The sequence below is a fragment of the Acetobacteraceae bacterium genome, assembly GCA_004843345.1.
GTDB lineage: Bacteria > Pseudomonadota > Alphaproteobacteria > Acetobacterales > Acetobacteraceae.
Map to the genome: position 1 here is coordinate 1,048,207 of CP039460.1, position 26,978 is coordinate 1,075,184.

Below are 26,978 nucleotides of genomic sequence, written 5' to 3' on the forward strand. Positions count from 1 at the left end.
GTATAAATTAGGGTCGTGTAAAGATTGACGCAAGAGAAGGGATAAAAAATCCTAAAACTTACTTATGATTTTTTTGCCGTTAAGGGAGTTAGCGGTGGAAGATCTGCAATTTTCGTTTCGGCGAGGCATTTCTGAAAATTTTCAAGTACAGATTTATTATGTCCAAATTTCAAATCCATTGAATCCCCCGAAGAGAGGACGATTTCTACATTGTTATTTTGGTAAAAGGATTGGAGCATTTTTCTTAAATCTTCTTTTTCAATCGGAGCAATCCAAGTGTTTGGAGCCTCTGCCTGCATTTGGAATTTTTTAGAATAGTCTCTAGATCGGAGGGTCATTTCACTTTTTTCGCCTAAGGCAACTTGCCATGCTGGGTTGATTGTTGAAATTTCTAAGCCACTTGCTGGATGGATAGAATCTCCTAGGAGATAGCTTGTTAAGCTTAAAGCAATTTTAATTTTTGTACGGTCAAAAGCGTAGCTTGAGAAAAAAGCTGGAAGTTCAAAATGAACCAGTCCGCACCCATTGGTGAGAGGGGATTTTTCGTTTTTTATTGGTGGCGCATAATGACGGTTGCTTGACCAGCCTGTTTTTAAACTGGTGAGGCTGGTTTTAACATGATGCCACTCTTCTGGCGGTGCCGCGCAAGAAGAGATGCTAGAAAAAAAGGTGAAAACACAAAAAAGAGAGAACAAAAAACAGGTGCGAAAAATTTTTCTCATTTCTTCTCCTGCGTGCTTTTTTCTAGAGAAAAGCATTATAGTCCTCAATGGGAATAATTTAAATCACCTTTATCTTAGGATAAGGCTTATTCGTGCAAAAAGAGGTTAATCATATGATTTTATATTTTGATTTTGACGGCACAATCGCTGAAACATCTGGCGGAATTTCCCGTGCAATTCAGATGGCTTTTCAGGCGCACCATCTTCCGCAGCCGACGTTGGAAGCTGTAAAAAGCAAGATGGGCTTTCCACTTTCTCAGATTTTGGCTTCTTTGGCGGAAGGCAAGTCTTTTTCTTCGGAAGAAATGGCACAGCTGATTCAGACATACCGAAAATTTTATGCAAAAATTGCCGCCGATTATATCCATCTTTATGAAGGAATGGGCGAGGTTATTAAAAGCTGTGCACAGCATGGCGATAAAATGGCGATTGTCACGAATAAAGTAACAAAAGGCGCACAAGCAGATGCTCAAAATGTTGGCTTGTCCGATTATTTTGAGGTGATTGTCGGTTCAGATATGGTCGAGATGGAAAAACCTTCTGCGCATCCTTTGATGAAAGCGAGAGAATTTTTAAAAGTGCCTGACTCAGAAAAAGGTCTTGTGATTGGTGATAGTTCTGCCGATATTCTAATGGCAAAAAATGATGGGTTGCCTTCTGTTGGTGTAACATGGGGGTCAAAATCGGAAGCCGTTTTGAAAGAGGCAGGTGCAGCTTATATTGCACATACGCCACAGGAATTGCTGGAAATTATTCAGAACTTTAGGGTAGAAAAAAGGTAAAAGGGGAGAGCCCCTTTTACCTAAATTAAAGTCTAGAGTCCTGAATCGCCAAAGTCATTCCCACCACGTTCTTTATTTAAGGTGACGGCTTGAGGAAGATCAACTTCTGCGAGTTGGTTAAAAACCATTTGTGCAATGCGGTCACCGACTTTGATATGAAAATCCTCATCGCTGTAATTGGTGAGGGGGATATCAAGTTCGCTCGTATAGTCACGGTCGATCGTTCCAGGAGAGTTTGTGACGGCCACACGTCTTTTAACAGAAAGGCCAGAACGGCTTCTCACTTGAAAATCAATTGGCGCTTTGTCTGGAATTTTAAATTTTAGTCCCGTTGGGACGATGGCATGTTTTCCTGCTGGGATCGTAATATCTACAGCAGAATGAATATCATAGCCTGTACTATATTTGGTTGCCTTTGTTGGAAACTGAATATTGTTGGAGTAAGGTTTCCCCTCGGCTTTAATGAAAATAATTTTGACAGGACCCGCTTTGATAACAGGATGGGCTTGTGATTCAGACATATGCTTTTCCTTTAACACAAAAGATTTCATTTATAAGCTTTGCTCAAAAGGAAAAGAAAAAGCAAATAAAACCCCACTTAATTTTTTAAAGAATAAATGGGGGTTTATTTAGATAGCAGAGTCAAATTTATTTGACTTGAAGCACTGTAATGCTTGGGCTGGCGGAACTGGTTTCTTTACGAAGTGCTGCAACCTCCTTCGCCGTGACTTTCTCAGAATGGTTGCCCCAGCTGGAACGGATATAGGAAAGAATATCAGCAATATCCTCATTAGAAAGCTGTCTGCGGAAAGAGGGCATCCGGTACGCATCGGGCATAGAGTTGGCAATCACACGGGGGGAGCCGTTCAGGGTGATATCAATGGAGGATAGATTTTCTCTCAATAAAGAGGAGACAGGGCCAGCTAAAGGCGCAATCCAAGGAGATTTTCCTTTTCCATCCATACCATGGCAGAAGCCACAGCGCTGGGCATAAAGCTTTGAGCCTTTTGCGTTGTCTTGATTTGTCTGGGCATCATATGTCCAAATCTCCTTGTCTTCTTTGGGATCTGCTGGCAAGAATTTGAGGTAATGGGCAATCGCGTAAAGGTCTTCATCACTCATAAATTGCGTTGAATTATTGAAAACATCTGCCATAGAGCCAAAGACAACCCCGTGCGCATTCCGGCCTTCTTTTAAAAAGTGGTAAATGTCAGCTTCAGACCATTTTCCTAGGCCTTTATTGATGCCATTTCTTAAGCTTGGCGCATACCAATTATCGACGGCAGCTCCTGCCAGGAAGGTTTTGCTAGAGGCATCTAGCCCCTTTTCACTCATTGTCACGCTGTTTCGAGGCGTATGACAAGCGCCACAATGTCCAGCGCCTTCCACTAAATAAGCGCCACGATTCCAAGTTTTATCCTGGCTTTTGACTTCTGCGTAAGGTTTTTTAGGCACAAACATGAGATTCCAAAAGGCAAGCGGCCAGCGGATATTGAGAATAATGGGAATTTCGTTTTTCTTATTTGGAACGTGCGCAGGTTTCAGACCATAGCGGAAAAAGGCATAAAGCGCTGTGACATCCTCATTTGAAAGTTTGGAATAAGAAGGATAAGGCATGGCTGGGTAGAGGCGATGGCCATCATGCCCAACGCCCATGCGCACGGCACGGTCAAAATCGCCAAGGCTATACATTCCGATACCAAGTTCTGGGTCGGGCGTAATATTTGTGCTGAAAATCGCCCCAAGAGGCGTTACCATTTTTAAACCGCCAGCAAAAGTTTGCTGTTCGCTCACACTGTGGCAGGCAGCGCAATCGCTGAGGCGGGCAATATATTCTCCCTTTGAGATCAGTTTCGCATCCGAGGTGGGAATGCTGACTTTGTCAAGCGGAGAGGCGGGCAGACGGCACACAAACCAAACTATTCCGACAAAGCAGACCAAACAGGTTGCAAAAAAAGCGCAAACGTAAGGAAGGTATTTACGGTGTAAGAGGGTTGTGAGAAATTTTTTCATCTTACCAAGCTCTCTTTAAAAACGGTATTGGGAAAGCGGCATGGATCGTATCCGCTTACCCACTAAGGTGGAAACAGCATTGGCAACCGCTGGTGGGACAGCTGGAAGGGGGGGTTCGCCAATGCCGCCAATGGGGGCACCGCTTTCAATAATTTTGACGTGGACTTTTGGCATTTGGGAGGGCGGTAAAATGGGATAGAGATCATAATTTCGGGCAACAGGCATGCCGTTCTTATAAGCCATTTCTTCCATTAAAACTTGTGAAAGTCCTAAAGCGGTGCCACTATTGACTTGTGCCTCGACAATGGCGGGATTAACAACGCTTCCGGCATCAATCGCCTGCCAAATGTGATGGACACGCACTTGGCCTTCTTCAATGGAGACTTCGGCGATGACGGCCGCTTCTGAACCAAAAGATGAGGCCATACCAATGCCTCTGGCCCGTTTAGAGCCATCAGAGGCCGTGAAAATCCCTGCTTTCCAACCACCAGAGAGTTCTGCAACGCTTTTGAGCAGAGTGGTCAAGCGCTCATTGCCTTCTAAAAGGCGCAAGCGCAACTGGTAAGGGTCTTGCCTGCCTTTTTCTGCCAGCTCATCTAAGAATGTTTCATAAAAGAAATCATTCATAGAATGGCCAACAGAGCGCCAATAGCTTAAAACCATCGGCGTTTTGACATAAAGCTGGGCAATGCGGCGGTTGGGGATATTGTAGGATTTTCCTGTTAAGCCCTCGACAGCGGCTTCATCCGGCGGAAAAGATTGCTTTCCAGCAATGCCTTCCGCAGGGCCTTCGGTAACAGAAACCGCCTCAATCGCTGTTGGGATTCCTTTAGAATCCAGTGCGCCTTTAAAATGGACGACTGCCATAGGACGTGCAGAATCCCGAAGGAATTCTTCTTCACGGCTCCAAATGACTTTAACGGGTTTTCCTGTTGCCTGTGCCAGTTTAATGGCTTGTGGAAAGGCAATGGTGGTATCAAGTAAAAAGTGACGGCCGAAAAATCCCCCCACGAGAGGCGAATGCACTTTTACCTTTTCTATGGGAAGGCCAGCGATTTCCGCAGCTTCTGCTTGAAAAAGTTCTGGCTGCTGGTTTGGCATCCAAAGCTCGAGCGATCCATCTTCATTAAAACGGGCAAGGGCAGAAGGCGGTTCTAATTGGGCATGGCGGAGATATTGGCTGGAGCCGGTAGCTTCGACAATCGTTGCGGATTCATCAAAGGCTTTTTGCAGGTCGCCAGCTTCTTCAGAAGCCTCGCCAGAGAGTTTCTGACTGGCTAAAAACTCACGGAATTTATGCGTTGAAAAGTCCGTTGGCATATAACGCATTTTGGACGCAGGCCCTGGTTCTTGCCAATCTACTTGCAGGGCTTCAACGGCCAATTTCGCTTCCCACCAATGAGGGGCAACAACAGCAACCGCCCCCTCTAGGCGGTGGACAGAATGCACGCCCCGCATTTGTTTGACCTGATCTTCATTATAAAAATCACCGGGGGTCAGCCCTAGTCTTGGGGCGTGTTGAACCGCCGCATGCAGCATGCCATCGATAGAAATGTCAATGGAATACATGGCTTTTCCTGTGGCCTTATCCCGAATATCAAGACGGGGAAGTGATTTGCCAATCCAGCGGAATTGTTTTTTGTCTTTTAACGTAATGCTTTCTGGATCGGGCACAGGAAGCTTGAGCGCAATTGGCGCAAGATCACCATAGGAAAGTTTTTGATTCGTTGCACTGTGAATAACGGTGCCGTTATCTGTGGTTAGGTCTGAAATAGGCACATTGAGTTTTTGGGAAGCTGCTTGAAGGAGCATGGCACGGGTGAGCGCGCCAAGACGGCGCATGGTGAGATGCCCTGTGCGCACGGCCATGCTGCCACCAGTCCAACGGCCGGGAGGGCAGAGATCTTTTGGAATAATACGGTATTGATCGCCAGGCGGTGCGGTCTCCACGATAAAGCTTTCGGGGTCGGCATCCAGCTCCTCTCCAACCAGTTGCGCAAGGCCTGTGAAAATTCCCTGACCGCCTTCAATAAAAGGGGAGAGGAATTTGATGTGATTATCAGGTGTGATTTCTAAAAAGAAGCGGACATCCGTTCCGGGAGCCATTATTTTTTCTGCGGCGTTGGCCTGCGGAAAGGCGACCCCCATGACAAAAGCGCCAACAGAAGTCCCTAAAAAGCCACGGCGAGAAAGATTTAAAAGTTTTGTTTTCGGAGAGGAAAAGGCATTTTTGGACATGGTTCAGCCTTTCTTTGTGGTCTCATCGGCAATGCCGGCAACATCACGAATAGCAGCCTTGATGGCATTATAAGTTCCACAGCGGCAAAGATTGGTCATTGCCTCATCAATGTCTTTTTCTGTGGGGCGTGAATTGTTTTTCAGGAGTGCTGCTGCGGCCATGACTTGTCCAGATTGGCAATAGCCACATTGGGGCGTTTGATGTTTTACCCAAGCTTCAACAAGTTTTTTACCAATCTCGTCTTCTTCAATTGTTTCAATCGTGGTGATGTTTTTTCCAGCGAGTGTTCCAACAGGCGTGACGCAGGAACGCATGGATTGCCCATCGACAAAAACAGTGCAGGCACCGCATTGCGCTAAGCCACACCCATATTTTGTGCCTGTGAGCTGAAGATTATCACGCAAAACCCACAGCAAGGGAGTGTCAGGCGTCACGTCGAGCTGATGTTTAATGCCATTAACAATGAGTTCAATCATAGGGGCTCCTTAATAAAAACTTATGGCTGGCATAGGGTAGAAATTAATAAAACAATTTTCTTACTTAGAATTGATTTTGTCTTGCTTAAAGCTTTTGACGCTAAAGACCAACTTTTTTTCACTACCGTCGTAAAAAAACTCTTTTTTTAACGCAGACTGAAGGGTGCTTTAAAGATCATTTTTTAGATCAATATCTTTAAGTTCAGAAACAGGGCAGGGAATAAAAAGTGCTTCTTTTAAAAGAGGACGTGCTCCTCCTTCGCCACGATCAGGCAGGGTGTTTAAATCGTTAAGGGCGAAAATAGCTGGCGGGCCTTTGTAGGGATCTGTTTTTGAATCGGACTGCGTAGCAAGAGGAATTTCTCCTTTTGTTTCCTCGAATTTTTGCAGAAGCTTTTGCAAGTGGGTGCTGGAAATAAAAGGCATATCCGCAAGGCAGATAAAAAGATGTGTTATGTTGGGGGAGGCCGAAAGAACGGCCTTTCGTAGAGAGCTTAACATTCCCCCTTCAGGATTGTTGTTTTGGATCAGCTCAAAGCCAGCCTGTGCATAAGGAGCAGTCCAGAGAGAATTTTCCCGACAAAGGAGTATTTTTTGCGTAAAGGAGAAATTTTCTAATGCGCCTAAAAGATGCTGTCCAACAGGCTTGCCATGAAGGGACGCCAAGAGTTTATCCTCCTTTCCAAACCGCCGGCTATATCCTGCACCTAATACGGCGAGAGCAAGTTTCGCTTTCATAAAATACGTCCATTCGTGGCTTTTTTTAGGATTTCGGCAATGATGGAGGCCGCAAGGGTTCGGGCATTTCTCGTAGGGCCGAAAAGACCAATAGGGGCATGAAGACGTTGTATTTCTCTTATGGGGACTCCTTCTTCTAGCAATCTGGCTTTACGTTTTTCATGGGTGTTGAGGCTGCCGAGAGCGCCAATATAAAAAGCGTTGGTTTTTAGGGCTTGGCATAAGATTAGAAATTCCCGTTCGGGATCATGATGCAAAAGCGCAATAGCGGTATTTTCATCTGTCCATTTTTGCATTTCCAATAGCATGGCATTTTGCGTTTTGTGAGGTGCAAAAAAAACTTCTAGCCCAGCGGTTTCGGCCATTTCAGCCAAAACACCTCCTTCATAAGCCCCACCTGATAAAAAGAGTCTGAGGGCAGGGCGGTAGGCAATCGCGAAATGCGTTTCTTTCCAGCCTGTCTCGATTTTGCCCTTAGAGGCCGTAAGCGTTTCTGTCTTTGGGGAGTAGGTTAAAAAGCTTGCTTGGCGGTTTTCAAAAAAAGAGAGGATTTTTTGAATTTCTGTTTTGTTTTTTAAAAGATGAATGGCGAGTTTAATGCCACCACCACAGGGCAGAAGAATATCAAAATGGGGAGAGCCTTTTCCAAAATGGCAAAAACGGTCTTTGCCTTCTTTGAGCGCTTCAAGCGCTTCTTGTGCAACCGCCCCTTCGACACATCCGCCAGAAACAAAACCGCAATAGAGCCCGTCTTCCCGTACTGCCATATGAGCGCCTAACGCTCGGGAAGAGCCTTGGATAATTTCAACGAGGGTAATAAGGGCGCATTTTTGGCCTTGTTTGAAGGCTTCTAAGATGAAAGTGAAAATCTCTTTCGGCCGATCCGTTAAACGCCCTGCTTGTGGGGAGATGGTTATGAGGCTTTCGGATGGCATTTTTTCCATGTCTCCAGCAGGCTTTTTTCATCGACCAGTGTATAAATTTGGGTAGAGGCAAGGCTTGCATGTCCTAGCAATTCTTGAATCACACGCAAATCTGCCCCATTTGATAATAAATGGGTCGCAAAAGAATGGCGCAGGGCATGGGGTGTTGCCGATTCAGGCAATCCGGCCTCTCTGCGCCATTCCCGCATGGCCTTTTGAGCAATGGCAGGCTGTAACCTTCCGCCTCTTGCACCAACAAAAAAGGCAGAATCTTTGTCTAAACCATTCAATGGGTCTCGGACTTTTAAATATTCTTCAAGCGGTTTTATGACTTCTGGCAAGAGAGGAACAAGACGTTCTTTATTGCCTTTTCCGATAATTCTGAGCGTGTTTTTTAAAGTTCGGATTTGGCCAATATTAAGATTGATCGCTTCGCTAATACGCAATCCTGCGCCATAAAGGAGAGAGAAAAGCGCAATATCACGCAACACCAGCTCGGGATTTTTTTCACGGCAGGCGATTTCTGTAGGAGCGCTGAGAGCTTCTTTTTCCGACAGAGGGCGTGGGAGGCTTCGGTTGAGACGTGGCCCTCTGAGTCTGAAAATAGCACTGTTTGACAGTTTTTTTTCGTGTTCGAACCATTTAAAAAAGGAGCGGAGAGAGGAAAGCCGTCTTGCTTGACTGCGCTTAATACTCTCTTTGCTGGTTTTGGGGTTCTTTGCAAAGGTTTGATTCATCTCCCATGCCAACCAACGGCTGAAAATAGGTTTTTCAAGGGTTGAAAGCCGTTCAGTATCGAGTGTGCCGGGCAGGGCAGAAAGAAAAAAACGCATCGCACGCTCTACATCTTGCTGGTAAGCCTCTAAAGTAAGGGGAGAGAGCTTTTTTTCCAAACCAAGCCATAGTCCCCATTTTTGCCATAATTGACGAAGTTCAGGCGTTAAAAGCGGCAGGGGAGAGGATGTTATAGTCATGAGAAAAGATACTGCCTCATCTTTGGGGGAAAAAGAAGAAGATTTGGGGTATCGTCTGCCTGTTTTATTGCGACGTCCATTTGAAAGCGCTTTAGAGTACCGTTTTTCGGAGCCTTTACCTGCAGGGAGCTTTGTGCGTGTGCCGTTGGGTAAAAAATATGCTGTTGGCTGCGTCTGGGATCAGGATTCCGATGTGCCAAAAGAGCTTGCGCCTTTTTTAGCAGAATCATGGCCGATGAAAAAGCTTCGTTTTATTGATGCGCCGTTAGATTTTCCAGCTCTGCCGCTTTCGCTGCGCCGTTTTGTAAATTGGGCTGCCGCTTATTATCTTATGTCCCCTGGCATGATGCTCGGCCCTGTTATCCGCATGGTGGAGTTTCTGCTGCAAAATGGCTGGGGTACGCAAAAAGAAGGCTGGCAGCTAACCCACAAAGAAGTCCCATCTGATTTTAAAATGACGAAGCAGCGCCAGCATGTTTTGCGTATTTTAGAAGGCGGAGAGATTCTTGCCAGTGAGATTTTGCTCGAAAAATCGGGGGTTGGTATTTCTGTTGTGAAAAAATTGGAGCAGGCAGGGCTTTTGGAAAAAGTGTCCATGCCAGAGAGATTGGATTTCGCGCTGAATCCTTTTTTTGAAATGCCTGTTTTGTCGCCCGAACAGCAGGAGGCGGCTGACTTTTTACGGAATTTGGTTAAAAAATCTGCGTTTCAGACGAATCTTTTACAAGGCATTACAGGGTCTGGAAAAACAGAGATTTATTTTGAGGCGATTGCGCAGGCGCTTGAAGAGGGCAAGCAGGTTCTTGTTCTGTTGCCTGAAATTGCCTTGACAGCTCAATGGAAAAAGCGGGTTGAAGGGCGTTTTGGAGGAGCGCCCTTAATTTGGCATTCAGAATTAACGCCAAGGGCACGTTCAAAAGTCTTTGAAAAGGCGTTTTCAAAAGAGCCTGTTTTAATTGTGGGGGCAAGGTCTGCTTTGTTTCTTCCATTTTCCCATTTGGGTCTGATTGTTGTGGACGAGGAGCATGAATCCACGTTTAAGCAGGAAGAGGGGGTTATTTATAACGGGCGTGATATGGCGATTTTGCGAGGAAATCTTGAGAAGTGTCCTGTCATTTTGGCATCGGCAACTCCGTCTTTGGAAAGTCTTATGAATGCGCAGGCAGGGCGCTATTCTTGGCAGAAAATTACAAAGCGCTACGGGCAGGCTGTTCCGCCTGTGATTGAAATGATTGATCTTAGAAATGATCCGCCTGAAAAGGGAGATTTCCTTTCGCCGAAACTCATTACAGAAATCCGTCAAACGCTGGAACGGGGAGAGCAGGCGCTTTTATTTTTGAATCGGCGAGGCTATGCGCCACTGACACTTTGCCGAAAATGCGGTTTTCGTTTTCGTTGTGATCAATGTTCGGCGTGGCTGGTCCAGCATTTTAAGCGTCCTCGGATGCAGTGTCACCATTGTGATCATGTCATTCCTGTACCGAAAGCCTGCCCTGAATGTGGATCAGAGGAAGATTTGGCAATGATTGGCCCGGGGGTCGAGCGTATTGCGGAAGAGGTGGAGCGGCATTTTCCAGAAGCCAGATCTTTATGTGTGACTTCAGATTTAACCTCTTCGCAGACGCAGATGCAGGCGCTTGTTTCTAAGATTGAAAAGGGAGAAATTAATTTATTGATTGGCACGCAGTTGGTGGCAAAAGGCTGGCATTTCCCAAAATTAACCTTGGTCGGCGCTGTTGATGCCGATTTAGGCTTGGGGGGAGGTGATTTGAGGGCTGGAGAGCGTACGATGCAGCTTTTAAATCAGGTTGCTGGACGTGCAGGGCGTGCGGAAAAGCCCGGCAAAGTGTTCTTGCAAACTTATTTGCCAGAACATCCTGTGATGCAGGCTTTGCAGGCAGGGGATTTTGAGAATTTTATGAAGCTCGAAGAGGCCGTCAGGCGTCCGAGTTTCTGGCCGCCTTATGGGCGTTTAGCTGCCATTATTGTAACGTCTGAAAATCCGAAAGCCGCAGAGGATTGCGCTTGGCAATTAGGAGCGTTAGCTCCACAGGGAGAAGGGATTGCGGTCTTAGGACCTGCGCCAGCACCATTGAGTTTTTTGCGAGGTCAGCATCGTTTTCGGCTCTTACTGCGAGGAAAGAGGGGAATTGCGTTACAGCCTTTATTACGGGAATGGCTTGCGCAAGTGAAAATTTCTAAAAATGTACGGATAGGGATTGATATGGATCCTGTTTCTTTTTTGTAGAAATAGGAAAAGAAATGCTAGAAGAAGAGAAGATCGTTTAGAATAAAGGGGAGATTTTTTTAATCTCCCAATGGAAGCACTGAAGAGAAGAAACGAATGGCAGGATTAAACAAAGCATGTATTCTGGGAAACCTTGGCACTGACCCAGAATCCCGAATGATGCAAAATGGCAAGAAGGTCGTAAATCTACGGATTGCAACCTCTCAAAGCTGGACAGACCGCAGCAGCGGTGAGCGTAAAGAGCGTACAGAATGGCATCGTGTTGTGATTTTTAACGAGCGTCTCGGAGAAATTGCAGAAAAATATTTGCAAAAAGGCCGTTCCGTTTATGTTGAAGGGGAACTGCGTACCCGTTCCTGGACAGATCAAAGTGGACAGGAAAAATATACAACAGAAATCGTTTTAGACGCTTTTAGGGGCGAGCTGGTTCTTGTTGGTGGAAGCGGTGGCGGGGAATCTCGCTCCTCTTACAATAGTGATTTTGGAGGGACACCACGCCAGAGTGCGCCTGCACGGAAGCCGCAACAGGAATCCTCTTGGGACGTGCCTTCTGACAGTCATTTGGATGACGATATTCCGTTCTAGGGGATGGCTTATGAGGAAAGCTTTCGCTTGCAGGCGTTGGCTTTCTCTCCTCATTTTGGGAGGGGCTTCCTTTCCCATTCAGGGATGTACGCCTCCGCCCCCTCGTTATCCTGAAAATATTTGCGCTATTTTTAATGAAAGGCGGGCTTGGTATCGTGCGGCCGAAGAAAGCGCACAGAAATGGGAAATTCCTGTTTCTGTAACCATGTCTATTATTTATCAGGAATCTGGTTTTCGAGGGCAGGTCGGTACACGGCGTAACCGTTTATTTGGTGTGATTCCAATCCCAACATCGCATATCACGAGCGCCTATGGATATGCGCAGGCAGAAAATGGGGTTTGGGATGAATATCAGAAAGCGCAGGGCGAATGGCTTCGGCGTCATCGTTTTCGAGATTCCTTTGATTTTGTTGACTGGTATATAACGGGCGCTTCAAAAAGACTCTCTCTTGAAAAGACAGATGCCTATAACCAGTATCTTGCTTATCACGAAGGTATCTCAGGCTATCGGCGCAAGCTCTATGAAAATAAGCCTGAAATTAAAAAAGTGGCGGAAATCGTTCAGGCACGGGCGGATCAGTATGAAATCCAATATCATGCCTGTGCCCCACAGCTTAGAAACAGAAGTTTTGTTCGCTGGATTTTTGAGGCGGTTCTCGCGCATCTTGTGGGATAAGATTTAAAAATCTGAAATAGAATTATCCGCTCTTTCCCACCAGTAACCTTTTTCTTTTTTGGGAAGGTTGGGGAGAAAATCTTGAGGATTTCCTTCAAAGCGCACCGCATTGGTTGGCGTTTCTTGAATATGGATTGATTTTGCGCTGAGTAATCCGCCCGCTTCTTTTAAAAAAGCATTGAGTTTGGAGAGGAGCAGGGTTGCAAGCATTTCTGTTGTTGGGTCGCCCGGTGTTACCATAATGCGTTGAAGGCGCTCAGGCTCTTCTTTTTGAAAGAAATTCAGGAGCGGATCCTTGTCAGAAAGCTGAAAGACATGATCTACATGCGCATCGATAAAATGATGCCAGCGTGATTTGGCCTCGGCAAAAGCAAGGAGCATATTTTCATGCCCATCAAGCTTTTCCCCTTTATGATTTGGCCCTTTGGCCAAGAAAACAGTGACATATTCATTATGTCCATGTGGAATGGCGCAGCAAGGGCTTGAGCCTGAAATCAGGCGATGAGCCATTGCAAAGCGGCGTGTAAATTCCAGTGTAAAATGAGAATTTGTCATGTTTAAGTCTCCTGATATTCTTTCCAGCCTTGCGCCCTAAGGGTACAGGCAGGGCATGTGCCGCAGCCATAGCCCCATTCGTGGCGTTTGCCACGTTCTCCGAGGTAACAGCTATGGCTTTCTTCATTGATGAAATCAACGAGCGCTTTGCCACCTGTTTTTTCTGCAAGTTGCCAGCTTTGCGCTTTGTTAATCCACATTAAAGGGGCATGGAGGCGGAAATGTTCTTCCATACCCAGATTAAGCGTTACTTGCATGGATTTAAAGAAATCATCCCGGCAGTCAGGGTAGCCTGAATAATCCGTTTGGCAAATCCCTGCAATGATGTTTGAGATATTACGCCGTGTGGCGAGGGCGGCAGCAAAAGAAAGAAAAATAATGTTGCGACCAGGGACAAAACTGCTCGGAAGGCCATTTTTATTGAGCTTAACTTCGCTCTCCCGTGTGAGGGAAGTCTCGGAAATTTCGCCTAAGGCTGTCAGGTCTAAAAGATGGTCTTCGCCAAGGCGTTTTTGCCATTGAGGTTTGAGTTTTGGCAGTGTGTTTCGAATTTCTTTTCGGCATTCCAATTCAATTTCATGGCGCTGGCCATAATAAAAACCTATCGTTTCAACACGGGAAAATTTTGCCAGCGCATCGGCGAGACAAATAGCGGAATCCTGTCCTCCAGAAAAGAGAACTAAAGCGGCATCGTGGGAAGAGTCAGAAGGCATAAAAGAGCGTATCAATTCTATCGCAGGCAAAGTGAAATGAAATAAGATGATTTAACACAAAAGGCACATAGGATGGCAAGAAGAGAAAAAAGATAAAAAGAAGCCTTTCATTTTAAAATGTTGGAGCAGAAGTCTCCTTTTTAATATCGAGTTGTAACTCAATATTTATTTTTAGAAATTGAGCAAATAAACAAAAATGCGCATTGATTTATTTTTTTGATGGGTAGAGGGTTTTAGCTGAGTGGAGACAACTGAATAAATATTGGAGGAGGATCGTTTATGAGTGATCTTTCGGGTCAATTAGAATGTGGGTGTCAGGAAAGAGAAGCGGATTATCGTATTCCGTATGGAAGATGGCGGCGGTTTTACGTTAAATCCTTAAAGCAAGAGAGTGCGGATATTACCTCTCTTTATTTATATCCAGTAGATAAAAAAAACATTCCGCTTGCAAAAGCAGGCCAGTTTATCTGTATTGAAGTTGAGGTGCCAGGCGTTGGCCCGAGACGGCGTAATTATTCGCTTTCTTCTACGCCAAGCGACGAATATTTCCGGATTAGTGTTAAAGAAGTGCCAGACGGCCTTGTTTCCCCTCTTTTGACCAGAAAGGTAAAAGCGGGAGATGAGTTTGAGGTCAGTGGCCCTTATGGAGAGTTTTTTTCCAGCCCCGTAATAAGCCTATTGCTCTTATCAGCGGTGGATGTGGCATTGCCCCGATTGTTTCCTTGGCGGAAGAAATTGCCAAAATAGGGTATGAGCAGGAGGTGCGTTATATCCATACAACGCAAAAGGCTGAAAATGAGGCTTTTGCCGAAGAAATTAAAAAATTTGCCGAAGAAGGGCATTTGAAAGCGGATATTTTTTATACCCGTGTCAATGAACTTCCTCCAAATTTGAAGAATGTTACCTATCATAAAGGGCATATTTCTCCAGAATTTTTTAAGCAAATTATTACACAAGATATGGACTGTTATATTGCGGCCCTCAAGGGGTGATGTTTGGCTCAATCAATGCGTTGAAAGCTATGGGGATTCCAGAGAGCCAGCTTTTCTATGAGTTGAACGCTTGTATTTAGACTGGTCTTAAGTGTTTGTTTTTAGAGATGGGACATGCTTTTGCTATTCTTTCCAGAGGCTTGGAAAGCATGTTTCTTATTCAATTCTAAGAATTTTGTGAACTTGCAGCCCAAGCTTCCAGTTTGGGTGCTTTAGGCAGTAAGAGAGCGCTTCCTGTGTGTTTTTAGCCTGATTTTCGTTATCCATAGGCTGAAGGACGAAATGCCGAAAGGCTAAATTTTCAAAATGTTCTGGTTTAAGGGTTTGCTGTGGATAGATGAATTTCAATTCATCGCCTTGTGTTAGGAGAAGTTTCTCTTCTTTAGGGCTGACACAAATCCAATCCAGTAGGTCTAAAACATTTTTTGGAGGACGGATTGATCCATTTGTTTCTAAGGATGTCCGAAAGCCTCTGTTTTTGACTTCTTCTAAAATTTCAGAATCTAGCTGTAAAAGAGGTTCTCCACCGGTGAAGATAATATGTTTATCCGTGGTCGTTCCGGTTTCTTTGATCCAGATTTCATCAATTTTATCTGCAAGCTTCTGAGCAGAAGAGTATTTCCCCCCGTTTTGGCCTTTTGTGCCGATAAAATCTGTATCGCAAAAGCGGCAAGCGGAAGTTTTACGGTCTTTTTCGAGGCCGTTCCAAAGATTACAGCCAGAGAATCGGCAAAAAATACTGACTTTTCCGCATTGAAGCCCTTCGCCCTGAAGCGATAGAAAAATTTCTTTAATAGCGTAAGTCACAGAAAAACTTTTATGATTTAATTTTTAAGAAGGGGGAGTTCTCGCACCATTTTAAAAATCTTTAAAATGGCGCGAGTGACGGGACTCGAACCCGCGACCTCCGGCGTGACAGGCCGGCGCTCTAACCAGCTGAGCTACACCCGCTTATTCTGCTTGTGCTTTGGGATCAAAGACAAACAAGCTGTGTTGCAACAGGATTTAGCAGTGCTTCAGAAGAAAGACAAGTTGAAAAATGATATTATTTGAAAATAATTGGATTTTCCTCTCAATTTTGGGTTCTGAAAGAGAAATCTCAAAGCAACAATATCTTTCCCTACCCGAATTTTTGCGATTTATCCCCTTTAACCGTTCATTCTCTCTTGAAGTTTGTTGCAAAAGAGGGTTTTCTGAAAGGAAGAAGGGAAGAATGACACCTAAAATTTCCCATGCTATTAAAGTTATGTAAAAGGCTGGGTGGCGGGACCACTCACTGGCGCTGAAACTGAAGAGCGTCAACGATTTTATCAATTTCCCGGAGATTTTTTTTGATGACGAAAAAATTTGCAACTTGCTTAGGTCTCGCGGCCTTTCTTATGGCAGGCACAGCCTTTGCAGCGGAAATCACTGCAGAGAAAACGTACACAGGCACGAGTAAAATGCCTCCCAAAATTACAGATAATTCTGGGCATATTATTGCCGATAATCAGAATATCAAAACGGCGGGGCAGGATGGGCCAGCTTTGGTCGAAGATGCGCATTTTTTTGAGAAGCTGGCGCATTTTGATCGTGAGCGTATTCCAGAGCGTGTTGTGCATGCCCGTGGGGTAGGCGCACAGGGTGTGTTTATTTCCGATGTTGATTTTAGCGATTATTCACAGGCCTCTCTTTTTAAAAAAGGAAAAAAAACACCTGTTGTGATGCGTTTTTCAACGGTTTTGAATCGCCCAGGATCACCAGAATGGCTGAGAGATCCCCGTGGTTTTGCCGTGAAATTTAAAACAGATACCGGAAACTGGGATCTTGTTGGGATTGATTTTCCAGTCTTCTTCATTCGGGATGCCATTAAATTCCCAGATCTTATTCATTCCAACCGCCCAGACCCTGTTACAGAAGTTCAGGATTTCGTAGGACGTTTCGATTATTTTGCAAACACGCCCGAAAGCACTTCAGCGCTGACATATCTCTATTCTCAGAAATATGGTGTGCCAAAAGATTTACGTCATATTGATGGGTTCGGTGTGCATGCCTTCCGTACGGTTAACCGTGACGGCAAACAGTATTTTGTTAAGTTTCACTTTAAATCCCAGCAGGGGGTTGAAGGTTTGAATGCTGAGGAGATTGCCCATACCGATTGGAATTATGCGACAAAAGACCTTTATGGAAGCATCCAGAAAGGGAATTTCCCGCAATGGGATTTGTACGCGCAGGTTTTAACACCAGACGAAGCAAAATCCCTGCCATATGATGCCTTTGACGATACCAAAGATTGGGTCGGCGTGAAGGAAATTCGTTTGGGATCGATGATTTTAAATAAAATCCCGGATAATTTCTTCCAATGGACAGAAGAGGCCGCTTATAGTCCAAGCAATATGATTCCAGGCATTTATGCCTCCCCAGATAAAATGCTTCAGGGACGTATTTTCTCGTATCCTGATGCGCAGCGTTACCGTTTGGGTGTAAATTATCAGGATCTTCCTGTAAATGCGTCAGCGGTTGCGATTCATAATGACCAGCAGGATGGCACAATGAGTTCCAAAACTCAAAAGGGTCATGCGAATTATCAGCCAACCAGCCTCTGGACAGATGAGGCGGCAACAGTTGATCAGGTGAATACAGGCGATGGTGCGATTGGCACCTCAGCGCCAAAAGACAGTCCTTATGCAACGGCTGTTTACAGTATTTCTGGCAGAGCCCAGCAGGCTGCGATTGCACCGATGGATGATTTCGAGCAGGCTGGACGTTTGTACCGTTCTTTCTCTGAGCAGGAGAAGCAGGCGCTGATTACCAACCTTGTGAATGATATGAAGGGTTCTTCCTACCGTCAGGCTTCCCGTGCGACGTTGGTCAGGGATTGTGCCTATTTCTATAAGGCAGACCCAGATTACGGGACACGTTTGGCCGATCAGCTGGGGCTTCCTGCAAAAGATGTTAAAGAAGTTGCAAAAAGTCTCTCCTCAACGCTTGGCTGAAGAGAAAGGCTTTCTGTAAGCTTTTTAAGGAAAGGCGCTTGGTTTTACCGAGCGCCTTTTTACGTTTCTCATTGTTCTTCTGCTTCATTCCAGCTTATATTAGAAGGGACTAGAAGGCGCTTTTGAGGCTTTTGAATCTCTGGCTGGAATTGTCAAATGAGGACTTGGAAAAGATAAACATGAAACTGGTTGTTGTCGGGGGCGGTTATGTTGGCTTGGTTTCAGCGGTTTGCTTTGCAAAATCACACGTTGAAACGCTTGTTTTGGAAAAAAATGAAGCACGTCTTGCCCTTTTGAAGAAAGGGCAGTCTCCCATCTATGAACCAGGTTTATCCGAGGCTTTGAGAGAGGAAATATTGGCTGGACATCTTTCTTTTTCTGCCTCGTATAAGGCGGCAATGAAAGGGGCAGAGGCTGTTTTTATTGCTGTTGGGACGCCTGCGCTTGAGGAGGATTCTGCCTCTCAGCAAAAGAATGATTTGGATTTATCTCAAATAGATGCAGCTCTTAATTCCATTGCGGAAAATTGCGCCTCTTCAGAGCTTTTAGTCGTTGTAAAATCGACTGTGCCAACGGGGACATGTCAAAAAACACAAGAATTTCTTCAAAAAAAGCGTCCAGAGGTGGCTTTTACTGTTCTTTGCAATCCTGAGTTTTTAAGGGAAGGGACTGCTTTAAAAGATTTTATGAATCCGGATCGGATTTTAATCGGCCTTCCTGTTTTAGCACCCAAAGAAAAGACGCAGATAAAAGCATTTTTTAAACAGCTTTACCGAGAGATTGATCCAGCACAACAGAAAACTTTGTTTGTCTCTTTAGAAAGTGCGGAGCTGGCAAAAAGCGCTTCAAATGTTTTTTTGGCAATGAAAGCCAGCTTTATCAATGAAATGGCAGATGTGTGTGAAGCAACAGGTGCGGATATTTTAGAGGTTGCGCAGGCAATGGGGCAAGATGTGCGGATTGGGCCGCATTTTTTAAAGCCAGGGCCAGGGATTGGTGGGGCGTGCTTTCCAAAAGATTCGAGGGCTTTGGTAGCCACAGCACAGGCAAACGATCTAAGGACAGATCTATTGCAAGCGGTGATGAGCAGTAATAAATGGCGTCAACAACGTCTTGCAGAGCGTATCTCTGAGCGCCTCGGAGGCGTGTTGAAGGGAAAATGGATAGGGGTTTTAGGGGTTGCTTTTAAAGCCGGAACAGATGATGTTCGGGATGCGCCAGCGCTTTCTATTTTGCCTTATTTGCTTCAAGCGGGGGCTTTGTTACAAATTTATGATCCACAAGCGATGGAAAATGCGAAGAAAACTTTTGAAAAAATGCAGATTTTGAAGGGCAAGGAGTCTTTGCTGCGTTGGATGAAAGCGCCAGAAGATGTCGCAGAACAGGCAGATCTCATATTGCTTTTGACAGAGTGGGGAGATTTTGAAAAACTGTCTCCATCTCTTTTGGCTCAAAAAATGCGTGGAAAAAAGATATTAGATTATCGTAACTGTTTAGAGAGAGCAGCTTTTGAACAAGCGGGCCTGGACGTTGAGGGGCTTGGGCGAGGCAATGCAGCAAGGGAAGATGAGAAACATGCCCAAGATAGACGTTAATTTTAGAAATTGCGGTGTTTTTTCCTTTTTGGCAGGGACTTTGTTAACGCTTTTGCCTTTTCACGCTGCGTGGGCAGAAGAGCCCAGAACTTTGTATCAAGGGGAGGAGGTTGATATTCAAGCTCCCTGTACAGACCTTAAAATTGAGGTGGATGCCTCCTTAACGAATGGGGTGATGGCCGAGAAGATTCCAAAAACGGTTTCGATAAGTGTGGCGAAAGATGAGGCGCAAAAACGTATTTTAGTGCGTGCCAATGGGAATGAATGTACGGTAGGAAAGGGACGTTTGTCTCTCTCAGTACCTCCAAATTTCAGTGTGATTTATCATGATTCGCCTAAGGCTTCAGTGACCTCTTTTGGAAGTTTGGCCTCTTTTGAAGGGGCTGTTTTAGAGGGGGACGTTCTCAATTTGGGACATGTGGATTCGTTAGATCTTAAAATGTCTGGAAATTCCAAAGTTTCTATTGAAAAGTTAAAACGGGCGGCACAGCTGGTCGCTGGTGATAGTGCTTCCTTTTCTGTTCAAGATGCCCAACTGTCTGTTTTCTCTGTTTTTGGTTCGGAAACCGCTCAAATTTTGGTTTCTTCAGGGCATATTGGTGCGGCTCATTTTACAATGGCAGACCGTTCACAGGCACAGATTTTCGCCGCTGTTGGAACATCGGATGTTCGGACGAAAGATGATGGTTTTGTTCGATTAGGGGCGGCAGCGCAAGCGCCCGAAATTACAGATGGCGGCGTATTGCAAAAAGAAGAAACGCCTTTAGGCAGTGTGGTTGTGTCTCAGCCAGATGCTAAAATTGCCCCTCTGCCTGCTGAGATTTTGTCTGCTTTGCCAAAAGAAGCGTTACCTTCCGAAGAGGCGGCAGAGGCGGATCTTTCACAAACAGATGAAAAATCAGAGAAACAGCCTTCTTTAACGCCTTCTGCGGCAGAGTTACAGCCAGCGCCAGGAACGGAAGATTCTGACGAAGTGCCCACAGAGACAAAACTGATTACAACAGCTTCGATAGACCCTATTCAGGCCGAAAAATCCTCTTTGGAGGTTCGAGAGAAAAAGCCGTCTCAAGAGGAGATGGAATTGAGAGAGCATTCCGCCAGTGAGAAAGTTTCAAAGGGTGAGTGAAAAACAAAGAAAAAATTTTGGACTTATTGTGTTAGAGCCTGTTCAGCATCTTGGCCGCTCTTTTTTGGGGTGTTGCCAAGGAACAGGGAAGCTGACTTTTTTTGCACTTGAGGCCATTTTTGGACTTTTTCATCTGCCATTTTACGGTAAAATTTTTTTTGCGACTTTATTGGAAATTGCCTTTCTGTCTTTGCCAGTGATTGCATTGACCTCTATTTTTGCAGGGGGCGTGATTGCCTTGCAAAGCTGGATCGGGTTTCATCAATATCATGCTGAAAATGCTTTGGCTGGCACGGTGATGATTGCGGTTACACGAGAGCTTGGCCCTGTTTTGACGGGTCTGATGGTGGCGGGACGTGTGGGGGCGGCTTTGGCTGCAAATATTGGGGCAATGCGGGTGACGGATCAGATCAGCGCTTTGCGCTCGTTGGCCATTGACCCTATTCGAATGCAGGTGAGTCCACGCCTTTTGGCAGGGCTTGTGGCATTGCCTATTTTGGTTATGTTATCGGATATTCTGGGGATTTTTGGGGGCTTTGCTGTTTGTGTCGGAAAATTGGGTTTTTCGGCGGTTCCCTATATTCATTCCAGCTTAGAGTCCTTGAAGGTGAATGATATTTCGGTCGGTCTGGCAAAAGCGGCTGTTTTTGGATTTATGGTAACGTTGTTTGCCTGTTACTATGGTTATAAATGCAGGGGGGGCGCAGAAGGCGTTGCCAGAGCGGCAACAGCAACGGTAGTGGCTTCCTCCATTATGATTTTAATTACAGATTATTTCTTAACAGATTTGCTTTTTGCAGGATAAGAGGGGGAGATATGTCGAGCCTTAAAAGAGCGCCCTCTCTGCGTATCAGGGGGCTTCGGAAATCTTTTGGCGGAAGGGAAGTTTTAAAGGGCGTTGATTTAGATGTTCCGTCTGGGACATCGATGGTGATTATTGGCGGATCAGGTACAGGCAAATCGGTTCTTTTGCGCTGTCTGTTGGGACTTGAAGAGCCAGATGCCGGCAGCATTGAAATTGATGGGGTGGATGTTCTTTCCTGCCGGCCTTCTTTGGCAGAAGCCTTACGGGCTGAAATAGGGATGCTGTTTCAAAATTCGGCTTTGTTTGATTCAATTTCGATTTTAGAAAATATCATTTTTGCGTTGAAGGCTTTGCCCCGTATGCAATTTTTGCGTGAAAAAGCCCGTTACGAAATCCGTGGAGGCGAAAAGCCTAAATTTACAAAAAATCCTAGCCATCAAGAGCTTGTTTCAAGGGCGAGCGATCTTTTGCACCGTGTTGGACTAAAAGTGCATCAGGTTGGGGATCTTTACCCGGCCTCTGCTTCGGGGGGCATGCAGCGCCGTATTGGGATTGCGAGAGCGATGGCATTAAAGCCAGGCATTTTGTTGCTGGATGAGCCAACAGCAGGCCTTGACCCTGTTATGGTTGCGGTGATTGATGCGTTGATTAAAGAAGCTGGCGGCGATAAACGAACCACCTCTTTGACCATTACGCACGATATGATTTCGGCTTGCAGGGTCGGTAATCGGGCGGCGATGCTTTATGAAGGGCAGATTATTTGGAATGGTCCAATTGATCAGCTCATGTCTTCTGGAAATCCAGTGGTGGAGCAGTTTACCCATGGGCTTTTGAAAGGCCCTATTGAGACGAATTTCGTTCCGCCAGCCACCGCAAAAAGGCTTTAAAATGGCAAAAGCTTTGAAATCGTCTAAAAATCCACAATATCAGTGCCGTGAATGTGGTGAGTTTCACTTAAAATGGAACGGAAGATGTGATAAATGTGGTGCATGGAATAGTTTAGAGGAGCAGAAAGCACCGACGGCGACGATTTTGCCAAATGTTTCACGTGGAACAGCTCCTAAACTAGAAATTTGCCGTCTAGACGGTGAAACGCATCCGCCCCCCCGTATCAATTCAGGCATGAATGAATTTAACCGTGTCTTAGGGGGCGGTTTTGTTTCGGGTTCTGCGTTGCTGATTGGGGGAGACCCAGGGATTGGTAAATCTACCCTGATGTTGCAGGCAGCACATGCTTTGGCCTTTGCAGGAACAAAGGTTCTGTACGTTTCGGGTGAAGAAGCACCAGATCAAATCCGTCTAAGGGCAAGGCGTCTTGGACTGGATAAGCAAAAGAAGGCATTGGATTTGCTGGATTTGGCTTCGTCTATTCAGGTGGCTTCGGTGGTGCAGGCCATTGAAAGTGCCTCTGAAAAAGAAGCACCACAGGCTGTGATTATTGATTCTATTCAGACAATGTGGTCAGAGAATGCAAGTGGCGTTCCGGGTTCTGTTAGTCAGGTGCGAGAATGTGCTTTTGAGCTGATTCGATTGGCGAAAGAACGTGGTTTTGCCTTGATTTTGATTGGGCATGTGACCAAAGAGGGGGCTTTGGCAGGCCCAAGAGTTTTAGAGCATATGGTGGATGCCGTTCTTTATTTTGAGGGAGAGCGTGGCCACCAATTTAGAATTTTGAGGGCTGCAAAAAACCGTTTTGGGGCAACTGATGAAATCGGTGTTTTTTCGATGGAGGAGAAGGGGCTTATGGAAGTGCCTAATCCTTCGGCCCTTTTTTTGGCAGAACGCCGTGGCAATATTGCAGGCTCGGCTGTGTTTGCCGGTTTAGAAGGAACACGCCCTGTTTTACTTGAGATTCAGGCACTTTTAGCGCCAAAAGCAGGCGATGGATCAGCAAGGCGATCTGTTTTAGGGTGGGAAAATGGGCGGTTAAATATGCTCCTTGCTGTTCTGGAGGCACGTTGTGGTGTTTCTTTTGCAGGGAAAGATATTTTTTTAAATGTGGCTGGCGGTTTAAATGTGAAAGAAGCAGGAGCAGATTTGGCGGTTGCAGCCGCTTTGCTTTCGGCCTCAACCAGTGTACCTGCGCCACCAGATGCGGTTTTCTTTGGAGAAGTTGGCTTGTCAGGTGAATTGCGTCAAGCGCCACAAACATCTTTGCGCCTGAAAGAAAGTGCGAAAATGGGCTTTCATAAAGCCTTCATGCCCCGACAGCACGGCAAAGGAAAAAAGGATAAGGTGGACGAGACAATGACTCTCTATCCGATTGGACATTTAAGCGATTTGGTGAAAGAATTCCAGCAAAACGAGAAAAACTAAAAAGGATTAGAAAAATCCAATCCTTTTTAGAAAGCTTTATTTTTTAACGATATTTGCGGTGACAGGCAGGGTTGAAATGCTGGCTGGGTCTTGCGCGTAATTATAAGGAACGACCATAAGGGTGGCGTTCCCATTAAGCGCAGAGGTTGTCACCATATCGGCATCGATGGTTTTCATGAGAAGATCCACGATTTCTTTTTGGCTTAGCCCTGAATCTAAGCGCATCGTCTCAATACTTTCTTTTAATCCGACAGCAATGGCATTTCGCTGTTCGGCAATTCCTTCCCCTTGAAGGCGTTTACTTTCTTTCTGGGCTTCGGCAACGCCGATGAGTTTAATTTTTTGAGCATCGGCAAGATTTTGCGCCGCATCTTTTTCGGCTCTTGCGGCAGTAACGGCATTGAGGGCTTTTTCGACGGCATCTGGCGGAATAGGCTGTTCGACTAATACCGTATCTAAGACCATGCCGCTATTTTGCGCAACATTGGACATGTCGTGCTGAACACCTTGCGCAATCGTGTTTTTATCGCTGTAAAGCTCTTCAAAATTTTTGGTGGAAGCGATTTGGCGCAGGTCATTTTCAATTTGCCAAAGCAGATTTTCAATAGGGTTGTCATTGTTATAGACGAAGGCAAAACTGTCAACGACATGAAAACGTGCGACCCATTTGATTTCAACAAAGACATTATCTTTTGTTTTGCATTTGGAGCTTCGCTCTATTTGCTGTTGACGTAAATCTATAATGGCACGGATTTTCATAAAAAAGGGAATAAGGAAATGGAATCCCGATTGCCAGACATTTCGGCTCGGTGTCCCTAAAAATTCAATTACAGCCGATTTTTGGCCATTGAGAACAATGAAGCTTTTCCAAAGAATGAAGAGCGTGAAAAAGATGAGAAGGAAGAAAAAAATGGCGGATAAACCAATTAAGTCTGCTGGCATTTGAGGCCTTTAAAATCTGCTTTGAGGGAAGAAAACGCTTAGAGGATGATTTTAAATATAGGCAAAAGAAAATCTTCTGTCTTCTTTAAAAAGGCTGGCTTTTTATTTTTGGCAGAGAAGACACAATTCTGGGCTAAAAGCATTTTTCTTTAAAAATAGTATGATTTTTATTAAAAAATATCATACATATATTTTAGGTAATGCTTCACTGTTTTTAGAATGTTTTGAATGGCTTCTTTTCACGCTCTTTATGAAAAATGCTTTGGCAGGAAATGCTCTTGTTCAAAGGCACATGCGCATCGGGCAGAGGTTTCTTTTGCTGCGGATGCGGTGATTAGCCGTAAGAAAAGGATTTTAGGCGTTGTGGCTTGTTTGCTTTCGCTGCCTTTGGGAGCAAATGCGGAAGAGGTAGAGAAAGAAAGTCGCCCTCCTATGGAACGGGTTCGGGTAAAAGGGGTTGCCAGTAAGGTTGCCGATGAGGTGAGTGGCACAAAGGTTAATTATCTCAACAAAGAGTCTAATTTTGGCCCTTTAGGTAAAGTTGAGCTTAAAAAAGTACCTTTTTCTGTGATGCAGACGGGGCATGATGTGCTTGAAAATGAGCAGGTTCGAACGATGGATGAGGCATTTGAATATATGCCTTCTGTTCAGCTTCAGAAATATGCAACGCCAAGCCCCCAGATGGTCAATAGAGGGTATCAAGCTGATATTGTCGCCAATTCCCGTATTGACGGCTTTAACGTGCGCCTTGGTTCGCCTTATACGAGTGAACAATTTCAGTCTATGACGGTTTTGAACGGTGCTGCTGGCTCAATGTATGGGCCGGAAAGTCCTTCGGGTGTTGTTGATATGGTTTTGAAGCGTCCAACAAAAAGTCCATTTTTTAATTTTAATTTTGGGTATGATTCGAATGGTGCGCCGCTTGAATCTTTGGATACGTCTTTGGGAAAAGGCCCTGTTAAGCTTCGTTTTAACTATTTGAATCAGACAGGGCAGTCTTATGTTTCAACATCGGACATGTGGCGTAATTTATACAGCGCAGATATTGATATTCAACTGACAAAGCGGATTAAATTTGAGCTAGATGCAGGGCAGTATAATGTCGGCTATTACGGTATGCCAGCTGGTTTTGCTTATAGTGGGGATACGGCCTTGCCAGATGCGCCCGATCCAACCAAAGCAGGCTATGGACAGAATCAAGGCGGATATACGGCCTCCAGCACGTATGGCATGGAAAAACTCTTTATTGATATTAGCCCGCACTGGAAATTAAAGCTTGGTGGCTCTTATGATAGCAGCACCCGTCATCTTCATACGATTACGAATACACTTTATAATGCGGGATCTAGTGGTTGTTTGGGCGCAGGCGTGGTTGGAGAGGCTTGTTATTCGCAGGTGATGGCGGCTTCAAAATCCAATAATTATGATGGGGTTTGGAGTAATTATGCTTATCTAAATGGTGATTTCCATATAGGCCCTATCACACATCATATCAATCTTGGGACAAATGGCTATAACTCAACCTTGACCCAGCCTAATTTCGCACAGGCGAGCAGAGATTACGGCATAACCGGGTTAAATAATCCGATTGTTCAGCCTTTGGGTTATGTGCCGAAACAATATGGGGGAAACCATGAAGGGAGCATGACTCAGCAGCAGGCCTTTATTTTCGGCGACAGCATGGATATTGGCAAGCAATTCACTATTATGGGACAATTTTCGGAAAGCTGGATTACAGAAGCGAACTATGCCAAGGCAGCGCCTTATGGGAAATCGGGTGGTACATCGGCCAATGGTGTTTTTTCGCCTTCTGTTGGTTTTACCTTTCACCCGAGAACGAATTTGAATTTTTATTTTAACTGGGGAAATTCTATTCAGCCTGGCCCAGAAGCCCCTGGCAATACGGCCAATGAAAATGCTATTTTAAGCCCGGTACGCTCTTGGCAATATGAGGGCGGCGTGAAATATACATGGCGGAAGCGCTTGCAAATCAATTTGGATGGATTTTCGATGTCCCGTCCTTATGCATTTTCCAATCCAGATAATATGGTGGATGGTCTTCCTGTTTACGGTTATTACGGTGCGCAGAATGATTACGGTATTGAATATCAAATGTCAGGCGCTTTAACGAAAGATATTTCGATTTATGGCGGATTTACATGGGATCATGCACGTCTTACCGATACGGGTAATCCGCTTTCTTCAGATAAGAAAGTTACAGGCGTGCCAGAATGGGCTTCGGATTTCTCATTAGATTGGCATCCTGTTTTTTTGCATGGTGTAGCCTTTAACTCGAATATTCATTATGTGGGCACCCGTCAGGCCAATGTGTACAACACCACGCAGGCAGGGGAATATGTGACGCTTAATTTAGGGGTGCGTTATGCAACGCAAATTAGCGGACATAAGCTCGTTGTGCGTGGCAATGTGGATAATGTCACAGGGCAGAATTACTGGGATTCCGCCTTTGCCGATTCAACAGATGGGGCGGCAAAGGGCGCAACCTACAGCGCTGTTCTTGGAACGCCAAGAACATGGCGCATCACCGCCTCCGTCTATTTTTAAAAAAGGATTTCTTACGCT

25 protein-coding genes and 1 tRNA gene are annotated in these 26,978 nt (G+C 45.2%); 13 read left to right on the plus strand and 13 right to left on the minus strand.

Annotated elements, in window-relative coordinates:
- Nucleotides 1-62: 62 nt before the first annotated feature.
- Nucleotides 63-722, minus strand: a complete 660-nt coding sequence (locus FAI40_05295) for a hypothetical protein (GenBank protein QCE34811.1) — start codon at nucleotides 720-722, stop codon at nucleotides 63-65.
- Nucleotides 723-835: 113 nt separating this feature from the next.
- Here FAI40_05295 and FAI40_05300 point away from each other — a divergent pair, with 113 nt between their 5' ends.
- The gene (locus FAI40_05300) at nucleotides 836-1,504 is read left to right on the plus strand and encodes an HAD family hydrolase (GenBank protein QCE34812.1); all 669 of its coding nucleotides are present in this window, start codon (nucleotides 836-838) and stop codon (nucleotides 1,502-1,504) included.
- 32 nt (nucleotides 1,505-1,536) lie between these two features.
- Here FAI40_05300 and FAI40_05305 read toward each other — a convergent pair whose 3' ends face one another.
- The 7 genes from FAI40_05305 to FAI40_05335 form a co-directional block, all read right to left on the minus strand.
- Complete coding sequence (locus FAI40_05305; protein QCE34813.1) at nucleotides 1,537-2,055, minus strand: dUTP diphosphatase; 519 nt, start codon at nucleotides 2,053-2,055, stop codon at nucleotides 1,537-1,539.
- Nucleotides 2,056-2,152: 97 nt separating this feature from the next.
- Entirely contained in the window at nucleotides 2,153-3,517 is a 1,365-nt protein-coding gene (locus FAI40_05310) for a c-type cytochrome (protein ID QCE34814.1), read from the minus strand.
- Nucleotides 3,518-3,532: 15 nt separating this feature from the next.
- Nucleotides 3,533-5,755 carry a xanthine dehydrogenase family protein molybdopterin-binding subunit gene (locus FAI40_05315; protein ID QCE34815.1) on the minus strand — a complete coding sequence of 741 codons (2,223 nt, stop codon included), beginning with the start codon at nucleotides 5,753-5,755 and terminating at the stop codon, nucleotides 3,533-3,535.
- Nucleotides 5,756-5,758: 3 nt separating this feature from the next.
- A complete protein-coding gene (locus FAI40_05320) occupies nucleotides 5,759-6,232 on the minus strand; it encodes a (2Fe-2S)-binding protein (GenBank protein ID QCE34816.1) in 474 nt (157 codons plus the stop codon).
- Nucleotides 6,233-6,400: 168 nt separating this feature from the next.
- Nucleotides 6,401-6,970: a nucleotidyltransferase family protein gene (locus FAI40_05325; GenBank protein QCE34817.1), complete on the minus strand. Its 570-nt coding sequence runs from the start codon at nucleotides 6,968-6,970 to the stop codon at nucleotides 6,401-6,403.
- On the minus strand, nucleotides 6,967-7,914 hold the full coding sequence (locus FAI40_05330) for an XdhC family protein (protein ID QCE34818.1): 948 nt from the start codon (nucleotides 7,912-7,914) through the stop codon (nucleotides 6,967-6,969). The genes FAI40_05325 and FAI40_05330 overlap by 4 nt, the downstream gene beginning before the upstream one ends.
- Nucleotides 7,884-8,867 (minus strand): tyrosine recombinase XerC, encoded by a 984-nt coding sequence (locus FAI40_05335; protein ID QCE34819.1) that lies wholly within the window; start codon nucleotides 8,865-8,867, stop codon nucleotides 7,884-7,886. Before FAI40_05335 ends, FAI40_05330 begins: the two co-directional genes overlap by 31 nt.
- On the opposite strand from FAI40_05335, the gene FAI40_05340 reads away from it, so the two are divergent.
- The 3 genes from FAI40_05340 (at nucleotide 8,866) to FAI40_05350 (ending at nucleotide 12,376) form a co-directional block, all read left to right on the plus strand.
- A complete protein-coding gene (locus tag FAI40_05340; GenBank protein ID QCE34820.1) occupies nucleotides 8,866-11,115 on the plus strand; it encodes a primosomal protein N' in 2,250 nt (749 codons plus the stop codon). The two genes, FAI40_05335 and FAI40_05340, sit on opposite strands and share 2 nt — an antisense overlap.
- A gap of 96 nt (nucleotides 11,116-11,211) precedes the next feature.
- Nucleotides 11,212-11,700 (plus strand): single-stranded DNA-binding protein, encoded by a 489-nt coding sequence (gene ssb / locus FAI40_05345; GenBank protein ID QCE34821.1) that lies wholly within the window; start codon nucleotides 11,212-11,214, stop codon nucleotides 11,698-11,700.
- Nucleotides 11,701-11,710: 10 nt separating this feature from the next.
- Nucleotides 11,711-12,376, plus strand: a complete 666-nt coding sequence (locus FAI40_05350) for a hypothetical protein (protein ID QCE34822.1) — start codon at nucleotides 11,711-11,713, stop codon at nucleotides 12,374-12,376.
- A 3-nt stretch (nucleotides 12,377-12,379) separates the two neighbouring features.
- Here the strand turns inward: FAI40_05350 and FAI40_05355 are convergent, their stop codons facing one another.
- Together FAI40_05355 and queC are read right to left on the minus strand one after the other, a co-directional pair.
- A complete protein-coding gene (locus tag FAI40_05355) occupies nucleotides 12,380-12,931 on the minus strand; it encodes a 6-carboxytetrahydropterin synthase (GenBank protein ID QCE34823.1) in 552 nt (183 codons plus the stop codon).
- Nucleotides 12,932-12,933: 2 nt separating this feature from the next.
- On the minus strand, nucleotides 12,934-13,644 hold the full coding sequence (gene queC, locus FAI40_05360) for a 7-cyano-7-deazaguanine synthase QueC (GenBank protein ID QCE34824.1): 711 nt from the start codon (nucleotides 13,642-13,644) through the stop codon (nucleotides 12,934-12,936).
- Nucleotides 13,645-13,923: 279 nt separating this feature from the next.
- Here queC and FAI40_05365 point away from each other — a divergent pair, with 279 nt between their 5' ends.
- Both FAI40_05365 and FAI40_05370 read left to right on the plus strand, forming a co-directional pair.
- Nucleotides 13,924-14,391, plus strand: a complete 468-nt coding sequence (locus FAI40_05365; protein ID QCE34825.1) for a hypothetical protein — start codon at nucleotides 13,924-13,926, stop codon at nucleotides 14,389-14,391.
- Nucleotides 14,322-14,636: a hypothetical protein gene (locus tag FAI40_05370; GenBank protein ID QCE34826.1), complete on the plus strand. Its 315-nt coding sequence runs from the start codon at nucleotides 14,322-14,324 to the stop codon at nucleotides 14,634-14,636. Before FAI40_05365 ends, FAI40_05370 begins: the two co-directional genes overlap by 70 nt.
- Nucleotides 14,637-14,792: 156 nt before the next feature.
- Here FAI40_05370 and queE read toward each other — a convergent pair whose 3' ends face one another.
- On the minus strand, nucleotides 14,793-15,443 hold the full coding sequence (gene queE, locus FAI40_05375; GenBank protein ID QCE34827.1) for a 7-carboxy-7-deazaguanine synthase: 651 nt from the start codon (nucleotides 15,441-15,443) through the stop codon (nucleotides 14,793-14,795).
- 67 nt (nucleotides 15,444-15,510) lie between these two features.
- Nucleotides 15,511-15,587 (minus strand) — tRNA-Asp (locus FAI40_05380).
- A gap of 491 nt (nucleotides 15,588-16,078) precedes the next feature.
- Here FAI40_05380 and FAI40_05385 point away from each other — a divergent pair.
- The 6 genes from FAI40_05385 (at nucleotide 16,079) to radA (ending at nucleotide 23,453) form a co-directional block, all read left to right on the plus strand.
- Nucleotides 16,079-17,611 carry a catalase gene (locus FAI40_05385; GenBank protein ID QCE35753.1) on the plus strand — a complete coding sequence of 511 codons (1,533 nt, stop codon included), beginning with the start codon at nucleotides 16,079-16,081 and terminating at the stop codon, nucleotides 17,609-17,611.
- 179 nt (nucleotides 17,612-17,790) lie between these two features.
- Nucleotides 17,791-19,206: a UDP-glucose/GDP-mannose dehydrogenase family protein gene (locus FAI40_05390; protein QCE34828.1), complete on the plus strand. Its 1,416-nt coding sequence runs from the start codon at nucleotides 17,791-17,793 to the stop codon at nucleotides 19,204-19,206.
- Nucleotides 19,187-20,332 carry a hypothetical protein gene (locus tag FAI40_05395; protein ID QCE34829.1) on the plus strand — a complete coding sequence of 382 codons (1,146 nt, stop codon included), beginning with the start codon at nucleotides 19,187-19,189 and terminating at the stop codon, nucleotides 20,330-20,332. The genes FAI40_05390 and FAI40_05395 overlap by 20 nt, the downstream gene beginning before the upstream one ends.
- A gap of 25 nt (nucleotides 20,333-20,357) precedes the next feature.
- Complete coding sequence (locus tag FAI40_05400) at nucleotides 20,358-21,137, plus strand: ABC transporter permease (protein ID QCE35754.1); 780 nt, start codon at nucleotides 20,358-20,360, stop codon at nucleotides 21,135-21,137.
- A gap of 11 nt (nucleotides 21,138-21,148) precedes the next feature.
- A complete protein-coding gene (locus tag FAI40_05405) occupies nucleotides 21,149-22,024 on the plus strand; it encodes an ATP-binding cassette domain-containing protein (protein QCE34830.1) in 876 nt (291 codons plus the stop codon).
- 1 nt (nucleotide 22,025) lies between these two features.
- On the plus strand, nucleotides 22,026-23,453 hold the full coding sequence (gene radA / locus FAI40_05410) for a DNA repair protein RadA (protein QCE34831.1): 1,428 nt from the start codon (nucleotides 22,026-22,028) through the stop codon (nucleotides 23,451-23,453).
- Nucleotides 23,454-23,489: 36 nt separating this feature from the next.
- On the opposite strand, the gene FAI40_05415 is transcribed toward radA, so the two are convergent.
- Entirely contained in the window at nucleotides 23,490-24,395 is a 906-nt protein-coding gene (locus tag FAI40_05415) for a hypothetical protein (protein ID QCE34832.1), read from the minus strand.
- 228 nt (nucleotides 24,396-24,623) lie between these two features.
- On the opposite strand from FAI40_05415, the gene FAI40_05420 reads away from it, so the two are divergent.
- Nucleotides 24,624-26,960, plus strand: a complete 2,337-nt coding sequence (locus FAI40_05420) for a TonB-dependent siderophore receptor (GenBank protein ID QCE34833.1) — start codon at nucleotides 24,624-24,626, stop codon at nucleotides 26,958-26,960.
- Nucleotides 26,961-26,978 lie beyond the last annotated feature (18 nt).